Source organism: Paenibacillus sp. 3LSP (assembly GCF_032465655.1).
Lineage (GTDB): Bacteria > Bacillota > Bacilli > Paenibacillales > Paenibacillaceae > Fontibacillus > Fontibacillus barengoltzii.
The window spans coordinates 1-12,797 of the sequence record NZ_JAWDJI010000265.1; the positions used below are offsets into that span (position 1 = coordinate 1).

Genomic DNA, 12,797 nt, shown 5'->3' on the forward strand with positions numbered 1-12,797 from the left:
AAAGATTTGGAGCACTTTTTATTTTTTTCAGAAGAGATTACTTTCGAAATTCAGGCTTATTTCTTCTCAACTGGTAGTTGAATCTGTGAAAAATTCAAATAGGAAGTTATTGTTCATTCCAAGGCGCGCCCCCTACAATGGGGATACATGAAGGAGCGTGAATACAAGCATGAAGGAACAATTGGCGAGAAACATAAGTATCTACCGCAAAGAAAAGAGGCTGACGCAAGAAGAACTGGCGCAAATCCTCGGGGTTTCTTTTCAAGCCATATCCAAATGGGAAAATGCCCAGACAATGCCGGACATTTCGCTCTTACCTCTGTTATCCAAAACCCTGGAAGTCAGCATCGATAAACTTCTGGGCTATGCCTCGCAAGATAGACGGATTACGATTTATGAGGATGCGTATAAAACCCAAGAATATTATTGGGGGACTGTGCCGAATTCAGCCTGTTATCAGGTTCTTCAGCTTATGCCGCCAACGAAGCATTTGAAATTGCTGGATGTGGGGTGCGGCGAAGGGAAAGATGCGGTTTTCTTTGCACGAAATGGATATGATGTCACAGCCTTTGATGTCTCGGATGCCGGAATTGAGAAAACAAGAAAACTTGCCGAGCAAGCCGGCGTTCGCGTAAATGTGTTTAAAGCAGACATTTTAGATTACCGTTTAGATACGCATTACGACATCATCTTTTCCAGTGGGGTGCTGCAATATATCAAACCGGAGTATCGTAAAGATATCTTTGAAAACTATAAACAATTTACGAACGAAAACGGCCTGCACGTCTTGAACGTGTTTGTCCATAAACCGTTTATCGCCCCGCCCCCTGAGAAAGAGCCCAACGCCTACAAGTGGTACTCGGGTGAACTGCTCTCCCACTACCACAATTGGCTGATCAAATACAGCTCAGAAGTTGTATTCGACTGCCATTCCTCAGGGATTCCCCACAAACATGCCATGACGAAATTAATTGCCCAGAAGATCAGCTCACTAGACTAACAAAAAAAGACTGCAAGAAAATTACTTCCTTGCAGTCTAAAAACTTTGTTCCTACAACCGTCCTCTAAGGAAAGGATTATGCCCGGTTCCTTTTCCCGACGGCATCGCACCGGGCACCCCGTCCGCTTCCAGCAGCGGTCGAACGACCAGCTTCACCGGCCACTCTCCGCTCTCGAAGATCGCCCGGTATAGCTCGGCGCGGTCGCTTTCCGGCAGCCCAGCCCCTTGCAGCGCTTCTTTCCAGGCCTGCTCCGTGATCGTCCACAACCGGGACTCCGGCAGATCGTACGCGCAGGACAAAGCTTCCATGATCGAAGCCAGATTGACCTGCGTCCCCAGCGATTGGACGTAAAAAATCAGCTTGTGAATCGTCTCGTTGTACAGGCTGTTGGAATAGCCGGGCCGTATGCGGTACCCGGGATCGCCGATGCCGTGCTTATCGAGATATGGCTGATGCAGGCGCACCGAATCGTGGTCGCGGAGCAGCAGCCCCTTCACTTGATTGCGCTCCAGAACCAGGCAGCAGTTCTGCCCGTGAATTTCCGGGACGATTCCGATCTTGAACAGCCGCATCACCACGTCATAGAACAGGTGCGCAAGGTCGCTATAGAAGCTGAACACCTCTTCGCGGGAAAGCTCCTTGCCCAGGATTTCAGACAAAATATGCCGGCCTCCCAAATGGACGCCAAGCGCGGACATCGGAATCAGTTCCGCCTCAAAAAGCTTCGGCGGGTATAGGCGAAGCTGGGCGGCCAAATGGCGCGGATGGTCGTCGAACAGCCCCATCGATGCCGGCATGTATCCCCACCAGTGCCGCTCCTCGCATAGGAAAACCCGGCCCGGCAGTGTGTCGTCGCAAGCTATGGCCTGACGCAGCAGCTTCTCCCCGGCCAAGCCGTTCAGCAGCTTCACGACCGGCAAATAGCGGGCGGCGCCCAGCGACAGCACGCTGACCGGCAGCTTGAGCATCGCCACAGCGGCCACAGCGTTAACGTCCGCTCCGCTCCCCACCTCCACGATGGATGGTGGAGCAAGAAAACGCAAGGAGGAGGTGGCTAGAAATTCACCAGCCTCCGCATTCAGCACCACGATCGTCCCCTCCTCGATTTCCCGGATAAAGCGGGGCAAAATCACCTGCTGAAGCTGCCACGGGTGCACAGGCAGAGGCACGTATTCGTCCGGCCTAAGCCCCCGCCGCTGCATCTCGTCCTCCACGGCGGCCCGCTGCTCAGCCGCAAGCAGATCCAGGCAGGACAACGGCCCTTCCGGGCACCCCCGTACGACCGAATCGGCGCGCACCGCTACCCAGCGCAGGCGGATCGGCTCCCCGAACTCCGCCGAATACTTCAGGCAGTCCTGCTCGGTAAACCCGATTTTCGCTTTGGCCGACGGATGGAACGGGCGATCGCGCAGCGCAGCGATTCGTTCTCCTTTGATAAACCACTCGTAAGCCGAGGACGGAGCAAACGCCAGCAACCCCTCCGCGCATTCCGGGCTCAGGCTCAACGCAAGCTGCCGGGCCGCCACCTCCACGCCGGTCAAAAAGTCTGCAACCCCCGGATGGCTGTAGGCTTCCTCCGACAACACCGCACGCAGCACCGTTTTCGCCAGCTCCGCCGGAGAGTTGATGAAAGCCCAGCTTCCGTCGGACGCGCGTTTAAAAATCGGAGAATCCTGCACCCACTGAACGCCAAGCCTGGGGCTGTCTTCAACCAAAAACGCGATTTCCCCGGCAAAAATGCGAATCGCTCCATTACCGCCATAGCCGCTGTATAACCGCCGGATCTGCTCGGGCGCGGCCGACAGCGTCCCGAAAGTCCCCTCATCCAGCCGGAAAAACCGCTCCGTCAAAAAGGCGTTCATCAAATCGCCGGTAATCCGTAACTCCGCCGCCTGCCGTCCTGATTCAATTGTCCATGTTCGCATGGGTTGCATGATCATTTCCTTCCGCTAAATAATAAAATTTCGGGTGCGGGTGCCCCAAAAAATCGTGGTGCGAGATCGTCCAGCAATAAGCGCCCGACTTCTCGAACACAACGATGTCGCCGACGCGCAGCAGCTCGACTTCGGCATCCGCATGCAGCCGGTCCTTGGGCGTGCAAAGCTCGCCGACCAGCGTCACCTTGCCCCGCCTGATCTCTGGCCTGGCGAAAGGATACGCCCAACGCTCCGCCGGCAAGATAGCAAACGGATGATTATGCCCCCAGGAAGCGGGCAGCCGGTTGTGGTGGGTCCCTCCCCTCAGCACAGCAAAATGCCGATCATGCGAAGGCTTGATATCGATCACCTCCGCGGCGTAATAACCGTGGTCTGCTACGAGAAACCGGCCCGGCTCGAACCACAACTGAACTCTGGCTAGCCTTTTTCTAGCTTCGCTTCGTGCGATCAGGGAAGTGAACAAGGCCCAGTCGAACGCCGGAGCGTCATCGTAAGGGACGCCAAAGCCGCCTCCCGCGTTGACGATCTCAATGTCCAGACGGTAGCGTTCCATCCACTCTTCCGCTTTTCGCAAATACAGCTCGATCATTTCGGCATGCAGCTCCGCCCGCAAGTTGTTCGAGAGCGAGTGAAAATGAAAGCCGCATAACCTAACCGCGCCCCGCCCTTCTTCCCGTATAACGGCGATCGCTTCATCAAGCAGCTCCTCGTCCAGCCCGAAGGGGGTCGGACGGCCGCCCATCGTAATTTGGGTCTGCGGCAACGCGCTCGTTCTCAGGTTCATGCGCAGCAAAATCCGGACCGGCTCGCTCCGCCCTTGTGTAAGCCGGATCAGCCTTCTCAGCTCCAGCAGGCTTTCCACATGAATATAGGAAACATTATGCCGGATGGCCGCCTCCAGCTCCGCTTCCATTTTGCCGGGGCCGCCAAACAGAACCGGAACGCTGCCGCTCACCTCCCTGACCTTGAGCAGCTCGCCGGCGGAGGCTACCTCAAATCCGTCGATCAGCGGCAGCAGCGCTTCGATAATGCGCCGGTCCGGGTTGGCTTTAATCGCGTAAAACAGCCCCGTCCGTTCCGGCATATACCGCCGCATCCTTCGCACATGCGCGCGAATGCCGTCCAGGTCATACAGATAAGCGCAAAACGGCTCCCGGCTTTCCGCTTGCAGCCTGTTGATCGCTTCCCGCACGTATGCTTTCATGTCCAATCTCCCATATCCCGGTAGTCGTTTCGCTTTTGCATATAGGCGCGAAACGCCGTATTTCGGTCATCTCCCAGCACATAAATGCGCACCCCGCGCTCCGCCCACATCCGCATTTCCTCCCTGCTTCTCGCAACCGCGGCGTACGGAACCCCGAGACGCTGCGCGGCCGCATGCAGCCGCTCCAACTCCCGCCGCACCTCCGGATGCCCGGTTTGCCACGGCAAGCCGAGGGATTGCGACAGGTCCGCCGCGCCTTCCAGCACAAACCCGATCTGCGGATGGGCTAAAATGTCCTCGCATTGCCTAATACCTTCCATGTTTTCGATCATCGGCACCACCATGACCGCTTCGTTGGCCTCCCGGATATACTCCGTCAGCGAATATTTGGCGAACGCGCCCGGCCGGCCGCTATTGAGACTGCGGCTTCCAAGCGGGTGGTAATACGCCCAGCGGACGGCTTCCTCGACCTGCTCCCGCCGCTCGACATGAGGGATGACGATACCCTGCGCTCCGCAGTCCAGCACCTTCAAGATTTCGGAGCGGTTCACACCCGAAACGCGGACCAGCGGAGTCACGCCCATCAATTCGGCGGCGCGGATCAGCTCCTCGACGCTTTCCATGTTCGTAGAAGCGTGCTCGCAATCGATAATGACAAAATCGTATTCGGCATGGCCGATCATTTCCACGATCACGGGATGCGGAATGGAGACGAACAGGCCGAACACCGGCTGTTTACGGTTTATTTTCAGCTTAAGCGCATTGGGTCTCATAACGCCGCCAGACTCTCCCTCACCAGCCGCAGCGGGTTGAGCGGTTTGCGGAAATACAGCTCGCCGTCGCCGTTCAGCCTCCGCTTGGTCATCTCCTCCACCAACGCGTCGGTGCTAAACAGGTCATAGCCTTGAAAACTTTCCCCATACTCGGGATATTGCCGCTGGTATTCCAAGATGACCGCCGCGCACAGGCTCCAGAACTTCCGCTCCGCAAGCCCGAACGTCTCCAGGGTCCAGGCGATCTCGCTCATGCAGATGAAAAAGAACGCGTCATACACATAATCCCGCACCTCGGGCATCGTCTCGGCGTGGATGAACGAATACCGGTTGAATTTGCGGTGCGCTTCCGGCTCGGGATGCAGCTTCGGCGCCCGCTTCGGATGCCGCATCCTGCCCGGGACAAAACGCACCCCGTCGTGCAGATCCTTGACGATGATCCGTTTCGGCAGCCCGTCCTTCAGCACGAGAATGATGTTCTGCGCGTGAGATTCCAAGGCGATGCCGTGCGCATACAGCAGATGGATCATCGGCAGCGTCAGCGTTCGGACGAGCGCTTCGCTCCAGGTTCCGATCCCGTGCCGCCGAACGGCGTCTTGGATGAAAGGCACGCCGTTTTGTTGCACCAGCGTCAGCGCGTTTAGCGGCCAAGCCTCCTCTTTGTCCCGCAAATGAACAGATACGTTCTCCCGCCAGATCGCTCCGAGCGAGCCGTAGGCACTGCCGTACTGAACCGCGGGCAGCCTATCGTACCGGAAGGACACGCCCATAATTTCTTTAAGGATGCCGAATCGCTCACGCTGCAGCAGCTCGTCCTCGCGAATCAGGCCATCCAGCCAGTCGCTGATCAACGGGGCGTTTTGCGTCGTATGGTGCGCCAAAATGCGGCCGGTCGAGGTGTTGGTGATGCCAAGCGACAATTTGAGATAGGGAGCCTGCGGGTGCTCTCTGTGCGACAGCGTGCGGATCGATTGCTGCGCCCGGTATACGCCGTCTGACAACCCGAGCGGAATAAGCTCGCGGCTTTGCCGCTGGCGGGTGAAGACGGATTCCAGCCGATGCTCCCACTGCCAGGGATGGACGGGGATGAACGTATACGAGCTTCCGTCGCCCTCTTCCCGCAAAATCCGGCCGAACCGGTCCATATCTTGTTCCGTCAAATGCGGCCGGTACAAATCTTCCGCCGTAGAGCCCGCAGCCAGCGCCGTATCGGTCAGCTCCCGTTTGACGGCGACCCAGAACAGGCGGATGGGCTGATTGAATTCGGGACCGTACGCCAAATTGTCCTTCAGCGTAAAGCCGATTCTGGACTTGTAGCTGGGGTGGTAAGGATGCCCGTCTGTCATATGGCTTTCCAGCGCATCGTAGTGCTTGTCGCCGTCCGGGATGCGCTCCGGCAGCACGGCCCTGCACTGGCTGTCCTTGGCCAGCGTTTCCAGCAGTTCGCGGACAAACGAGCCGATCCGCTCTCCCTGCAGGCGGTTAAGCACCAGCTCCTCCAGAAATAGATGCAGATCGGCGCAGGGCTCCCCTGCTCTTCGGATGGAGCCCTTGGCGATTTTCACCCGGCCGAACGAATATTTCTCCTCCGCCTCGCAGGTATACACGACCGGCTGTCCGTCCGCGCCGATGCCGTGCGTGCGCCAAATCCCCCCGTTTTTCGCGTAGTCCAGGATGCCTTCGAACCATAACGCCTCAAGCGTCTGGCGCATCATTCTCTCCTGCACGTCGGCATAGCCCGCCGGTTTGTGGTCAGGCAAACGGATCGTAGTCTCCACATGGCTCACCCTCTCTTCTAAGCAAATTGTTCACTTCCACATAAGACGGCGTTTCGCCGTTACCCGCAAGACAGCTCAGCATATTCCGCTTGGCCCGAAACGTTTCGGCCGTCAGCAAATGCTTGGCGAAAGGATTAGCGCTTCTAGCGTATTCTCGCATTAGCATGTCGCGGGCGATTCCCCAGAACTGCTCTTCCGAAGCGTTCACGTCCCGAGCTATGGAATGAATGAGCAAGCCCAAATGGTTTACGAAAAAATAATACCCCGTCCTCTTCCAAGCCTCTTCCCTCGGATAGAACAGGGGACCGGGCGGGGACGGAGCCTCCTCCTCGTTCGCATGCGCCTTGTCGATTTCGACGCTGACGCCTTCCAGATCGCGGATGATGAAGGCGGCCGGCATGCCGCCTTGCACGGTGAGCAGCGTGTTCTGCAGATGGGCCTCGAAATGAATGCCTTGCTCCCCGGCGAGGCGCACGATCGGCAGCATCGACAGCTCCAGATAGCGCTCAAACCAGCGCTCGATGGGAACATCGCCGCCGAGCAGCGTCATGAGGCGCGACGGTTTTCCCGGCCGCGGCGCTTCCACCAGGCTGGCCAGCACATAGGTGCAAGATGGATCGAACTCGATCGGACGGTAGACAACCGTAAACTGCCGGGTCAGCTCCTCCTCCTCGAAGCGGCACGTGCCAATGCCCGTTTCGTAAGCGATACCCGCAGGCGAGTCCGGGCCGAATCCGCCCCGCCGCAGCAAATAGCGGGAAGCATCTAGCGTTCTGCGCATTTGCTCGCCGCTGTTGGTGCGGACCAAATTGGTAATTTGCATATTCAAAGGCAGCTTGATGTTGCAGTTCATCTCGGGGATATAGACCGTGCGCACCGAAGTGGTCGGATAAGCGAGCGGACCCAGGCTGCCTAAGGGGATCAATTTCCCGTCGCGGATATATTCGCGAACCTTGGCGAGGCCCAGCACGTGCCGGTATTGCCAAGGATGTACAGGCAGCGGGGCGTATTCGCCGCTTTGGCCGCCAAGGACGTGCCGCAGATGGTCCTGCACGCTTTCATACGGCGGCACTTTTCCGCCCTTTGACACCCATTCCTCCCGGTACACATCCCTCCTTACGGCAAAATAGCTTAGCCGGAACGAGGAGCGCAGCTCCGGACTGTAAAGCAGCACATCCCGCTCGGTAAATCCGGACATGTTCTTGGGAAAAGGATGAAACGGATGCCCGTAAATCAGCGCCTGCTCCGACGAACGGTAGTCGAACACGCCATGCTCTGCCGCCCGTTCGATAAATAACGCCAGATTGCGGCAGCTATTTCCGACTTGTTCCACAAAGCTGCGTTTCTTCTCCGCCGTAATCCATAGCCCGCCCGTTAACGGGCCTTCGTTCTCCGTAAGCTCGCCGACGATCCAGCGCACCAGCTCTTCGTACCCGACGGCGCCTTCCTCACTCCCGCCGAGCCAGCGCATACTGTGATATTCATGCTCTCCTGCGGCGGAATAATAAGCAAGCTTGCCGAAAACGGTAACCCCGCTTGCCGGAAATACTACGGCATAGTCCAGCGTTCGGGCATTCAGATCGATGTGCCTGCGTCTTTCGCGTCCCAGCTCGCGGATATAACAGTTCAGCAACAGCTTGCACGTATGCTCGTTCGCTTGCTTCAGGCTTTCCAGCCGAAGCTTGCTTTCCGTCCCCAACAATGATGCCAACCTTCTTTCCTGGAAAAATAAAATAGTCCAACTGCTTCACATATTAACCGCGCTCAGCATGGAGCGGACGCTACGTCGGCTGAGGCCAAAGCCTCCGCTACCGACCGCTCGAAGATGTCCAGCACTTCCTCCGTCTCCCGCTCGGTGATCGTAAGCGGAGGAAGAAAGCGGATAACGGCGGAGCGGCGGCCGCCAACCTCCACGATCAAGCCGTTTTGAAAGCAGCTTCGTTGGATGGCTGCAGCCAGTTCTCCATGCGGCGGATAGTGGCCGAGACGGTCCTTCGGGCCGGCGGTGTCGACCATTTCCACCCCGATCATCAGCCCGCGGCCGCGAACGTCGCCGATCGCCGCGTATTTTTCTTTCAAGGTGCCAAGCCTTGCCATGAACTGCTCGCCGCGTTTTTGCACGTTAAGGAGCACGTCATGCTCCCGGATATAGCGAAGCGTCGCCAATCCCGCGGCCATGGCAAGCTGGTTGCCGCGGAAGGTTCCGGTATGCGCGCCCGGCTGCCACACATCCAGCTCCTCTTTGTAGATCACCAGGGACATGGGCAGGCCGCCGCCGATCGCTTTGGAGCAGACGATGACATCCGGGACGATCCCGGCATGCTCGAACGAAAACATCCGCCCCGTGCGGCCGATCCCCGTCTGCACCTCGTCGATGATCAGCGGCAAGTTTCGTTCGGCCGTAATGCGTCTTAGCTCCCGCAGCCATTCCAGATCGGCGGGAATCGCTCCTCCCTCGCCCTGCACCGTCTCCACGATAACGCCGCAAGGCGCGGCGATGCCGCTTTCGCAGTCGTCGAGCAAGTTTTCGATATACCGTGCGCTCAGCTTCGCGGTCATCCCTCCGCCCATCCCGAACGGACAGCGGTATTCATAAGGAAAAGGCAGAAAATGCACATCCGGCAGCAGGCTCTGCAAATGCTGCTTCTTATCCAGATTGCCGCTTAGCGCCATGGCCGCCTGCGTCGAACCGTGATAGCCGCCATGGAAGGCAAGCACGGATTTGCCTTTGGTTGCATGTTTGACCAGCTTAATCGCCGCTTCTACCGCGTCGGCCCCGGTCGGGCCGCAAAATTGGATTTTGCTGCGATCCTTTAATTCCTCGGGCAATAACGAGAACACTTCCTCCATAAAATCCACCTTGAGCGGAGTGGCGAGATCGAGGGTGTGCAGCGGGATTTGCCGCTCAAGCGCGCTGCGGATCGCCTCCAGCGCCACTTCATGATTATGCCCCAGCGCCAGCGTGCCGGCGCCGGCCAGGCAGTCATAGTACGTCCGGCCTTCCGTATCCGTCACCGTGATGCCCTTCGCGCTGCTGATAACCAGCGGAAAATGCCGGGGATACGTGCGGGCATTGGACTCTTTTGCTTCCTGCCGCCTTAAATATTCGTTTTGTACATTGCGGACCTTAGCTGACATATCGGGCCTACGCTCCTTTTATTCTCGTCTATCGATTCCAAGTAAGCGCCTCTTCAAACAGGTATTCCAAATAGATGCGGATGACATCGCGCGAAGCGCCCTCATACGGAACAACATGGTGGATCATGTCGGGCAGCGCATTGACTTCCAGGATGCCGCCGGACGCCTCGGTGACAGGAACGGCGATATCCGGGCAGCGAATATCGATGCCGGCGACGTCAATCTGCAGCGCCTTGGCGGCTTCAACGGCCATAGCCGCGTTAGCCGGACAGATCAAATCCGTGCGGTCGGCATAAATTTCGCTGATTTCCCCGGCCGGAGCGTTGCGAATATCTTGCAGCTTTACCAGACATCCCGCCGGAACGATATCGTCTAGCGCCACGCCTTGCTGGTCCAGCGCCGCCAGCAAGCGCACCGAATCGGTTTTGATTTCGGCAAACGCCTCGATCTCGCCGATCTCGCTTTGGCGGGTTCGGGTCTCGTTCAGACGTCGGATCAGCTCCCTGAGCGATGAAGCGCCGTCGCCGGTCACAAAGGCAGGGCGATACTCGGTGACCGCCGCGATGCGGTAGTTGATCACCAGGACGCGATAATCCGCCCCCGGCACAAACCGCTGGAGCATAACCTTACCGCCATAGCTTCCCGCCCTTTGGATAGCCGTTTCAAGCTGCGGCACGGTCCGGACGTCCAACGTGACGCCGGCGCTGCCGCTTGCGTCGAGCGGCTTGACCGCAACGGACAAATGAGTTTGCAGGAACCGGACCGCTTCCGCCCCCGTTTCCGAAACGACCATATAAGGCGGCACGGGAAGCCCCCGTTGCGAGAGCAGCAAATTTGTAGCCTCTTTATTCTTGGCCAGCAGCCCGGCAATCAAGGACAGCCGATGCGATCTCGTTTTGTTGATCACGATGCTCCTGCCCTGATAGCTCAGCTCCAAAAAATCCTCGCACCCCGCAAGGAGCAGCCGGCAGCCGATGCCCATTTCTCTGGCTTTGTTGATCAGCAGCCGGTTAAGCGCATTTCGGCTCCCGGTCGGATACGTCAATGATAACCCCTCCTTCCTATCCGGCGAGCTTTGCCTTTGTTGACTTAAGGAGGGTTTGTGAAAGCCCGTCGGATTGTTTTGATGATAATGATAATCACGGAAGCGAAAGCCATCGGCCATGCGGGTTGCGCTAGACCGACGGCGCGGAAACGGCAGAACATGCTTTTTGATATCGCGGCAGGAAAGCCGATATTCATATTCTGACAAGGGGATTCTAAGCGGGTACCGATATCGTCGGCGTGGCAGTGATGTAGCGGTTATCTTTGATGGAGAAGGCGTATTAAGTCCGTTTGGGGCACGTCGAACAGTAATCGCCCGGCTCATCCGACGTCAAATAATAAAGGCAGCAGGTTTTACGCACTCTTAGCGGTTTGTCGTAACCGTCCCTGAACACTTTCGGACTGTCGAACCGCTTGAGCGGATTGCGGGATTCGCCGAACAGGCGGGGCGGCGCGTCGTGAAGCAAATAATGATAATCCTCTTTCATCCGCCGCTGTTGCTCGGGCCCCGCTCCTTCCGCAAATTTTTTCTCATACAACCAATAGACATAAATGGCCGTGTTTTCCCATAACAGCGCTTTGGAGATCCGCGCCGTTTTGGAAACGCCGTTCCATACCCGGGACAGATTACCGGCAAACATCCGTTCAAGGATCAGATCGCGCCATTCGCTGCGCTGATCCGCTTGCGGCTCGCTGGCCTGCCAGTCTTTCAGCCGCGCCTTGGGCAGCCAGGCCTGCCCCTGATAGCACGACTCGATCCAGCCGTTCTCCAGTTCCAGGTTCAATCCCTTATTGAAGCAAGACATCGCGTATAAATTGGAAGCGATAACGAGAAAGGCATACCGCTTGGCGAAAAGCGAGACGGCCGCCGACTGCGAGTCGGTCTCGAAAATGCCGCTTACGCCGCGAAAATAAGCCTCGCTTCTCTCCGGATTTAAAAGGTCGGTAAACGGAATGGAGAACGTCCGGTCGGCGGAAGGCTCTCGGGTTAAGCGGTACTCGTCGGACAGCACCTGAAATTCCTCCGGCTCAAGCCAGGTGGCCATAGCGTTGTTCTTCATGAACATTCCTGCCCCTTCCATGTGGAATGCACAGCGGTGTGCCAAACAGCGGATCGACAGCAATTTCGCAGTCCATCCGAAAGACGGTGCGGACCATCTCGCGGGTCACGATCTCCTCTGGCCGTCCCTGGGCGTAAATGGACCCTCCGTGGACCGCGACGATATGATGGGCGTAGCGGCAGGCCAAATTCAGATCGTGCAGAACCATCACAATCGTGCGACGCTCCTTCTCGTTTAATTCGAACAGCAAATCGAGGATTTCGATCTGATGGCTCATATCGAGGTAGGTCGTCGGTTCGTCGAGCAGCAACGTTTCCGCTCCCTGGGCGAGCGTCATGGCGATCCAGGCGCGTTGGCGCTGCCCTCCCGACAGCGCGTCCACCGGTCGGTCCGCGAGTTCCGTCAGGCGCGTGGACTGAAGCGCCAGGCGAACCATCCGTTCATCCTCACGCGACCATTGCTTCAGCCAGCTCTGGTGCGGGTATCTTCCCTGCCTGACGAGTTGGCTCACCGTCAAGCCTTCCGGGGAGGAAGGACCTTGCGGCAAAATGGACATCCGCTTGGCGATTTCCTTGCTCGGCAGCTTGGCGATCTCTTCCCCGCTCAGCAGCACCGTGCCCGAACGGGGCTTCTGCAGGCGCGCAATGGTGCGCAGCAGCGTGGACTTACCGCAGCCGTTGCTGCCGATCAGGACCGAGATTTGGCCTTTCGGTATCGTCAAGTTCAAATTTTCGATCACAGGCTCCGCTCCATAGGAGATAGTAAGGTCTTTCGCTTCCAAAATACTCACGGTTCTCCCCCTATTCAAAATTGGTTTCTGTTCTTAAACAGCAAGTACAAGAAGAAAGGCGCGCCCACTCC

At 57.6% G+C, this 12,797-nt stretch carries 10 protein-coding genes; 1 reads left to right on the plus strand and 9 read right to left on the minus strand.

Translation table 11 applies throughout. The annotated features are described in order from the left end of the window. Positions 1 to 169: 169 nt before the first annotated feature. On the plus strand, positions 170 to 1,000 hold the full coding sequence (locus RW092_RS23145; RefSeq protein WP_316011398.1) for a methyltransferase domain-containing protein: 831 nt from the start codon (positions 170 to 172) through the stop codon (positions 998 to 1,000). Positions 1,001 to 1,051: 51 nt separating this feature from the next. Here the strand turns inward: RW092_RS23145 and RW092_RS23150 are convergent, their stop codons facing one another. The 9 genes from RW092_RS23150 to RW092_RS23190 form a co-directional block, all read right to left on the minus strand. Further along, positions 1,052 to 2,926, minus strand: a complete 1,875-nt coding sequence (locus RW092_RS23150) for an IucA/IucC family protein (protein ID WP_316011399.1) — start codon at positions 2,924 to 2,926, stop codon at positions 1,052 to 1,054. Continuing rightward, positions 2,907 to 4,142 (minus strand): type III PLP-dependent enzyme, encoded by a 1,236-nt coding sequence (locus tag RW092_RS23155; protein ID WP_316011400.1) that lies wholly within the window; start codon positions 4,140 to 4,142, stop codon positions 2,907 to 2,909. The genes RW092_RS23150 and RW092_RS23155 overlap by 20 nt, the downstream gene beginning before the upstream one ends. Further along, positions 4,139 to 4,915 carry an HpcH/HpaI aldolase family protein gene (locus RW092_RS23160; RefSeq protein ID WP_016313398.1) on the minus strand — a complete coding sequence of 259 codons (777 nt, stop codon included), beginning with the start codon at positions 4,913 to 4,915 and terminating at the stop codon, positions 4,139 to 4,141. The genes RW092_RS23155 and RW092_RS23160 overlap by 4 nt, the downstream gene beginning before the upstream one ends. Further along, a complete protein-coding gene (locus tag RW092_RS23165) occupies positions 4,912 to 6,693 on the minus strand; it encodes an IucA/IucC family protein (RefSeq protein WP_316011401.1) in 1,782 nt (593 codons plus the stop codon). The genes RW092_RS23160 and RW092_RS23165 overlap by 4 nt, the downstream gene beginning before the upstream one ends. Further along, positions 6,668 to 8,404: an IucA/IucC family protein gene (locus RW092_RS23170; RefSeq protein WP_316011402.1), complete on the minus strand. Its 1,737-nt coding sequence runs from the start codon at positions 8,402 to 8,404 to the stop codon at positions 6,668 to 6,670. Before RW092_RS23170 ends, RW092_RS23165 begins: the two co-directional genes overlap by 26 nt. A 53-nt stretch (positions 8,405 to 8,457) precedes the next feature. Further along, positions 8,458 to 9,831: a diaminobutyrate--2-oxoglutarate transaminase gene (locus RW092_RS23175; protein ID WP_316011403.1), complete on the minus strand. Its 1,374-nt coding sequence runs from the start codon at positions 9,829 to 9,831 to the stop codon at positions 8,458 to 8,460. 28 nt (positions 9,832 to 9,859) lie between these two features. Continuing rightward, complete coding sequence (locus RW092_RS23180) at positions 9,860 to 10,876, minus strand: ATP-grasp domain-containing protein (protein ID WP_316011404.1); 1,017 nt, start codon at positions 10,874 to 10,876, stop codon at positions 9,860 to 9,862. A 280-nt stretch (positions 10,877 to 11,156) separates the two neighbouring features. After that, positions 11,157 to 11,936, minus strand: a complete 780-nt coding sequence (locus RW092_RS23185) for an IucA/IucC family C-terminal-domain containing protein (protein WP_260069709.1) — start codon at positions 11,934 to 11,936, stop codon at positions 11,157 to 11,159. Then, positions 11,905 to 12,726: an ABC transporter ATP-binding protein gene (locus tag RW092_RS23190; protein ID WP_316011405.1), complete on the minus strand. Its 822-nt coding sequence runs from the start codon at positions 12,724 to 12,726 to the stop codon at positions 11,905 to 11,907. The genes RW092_RS23185 and RW092_RS23190 overlap by 32 nt, the downstream gene beginning before the upstream one ends. Positions 12,727 to 12,797: the final 71 nt, after the last annotated feature.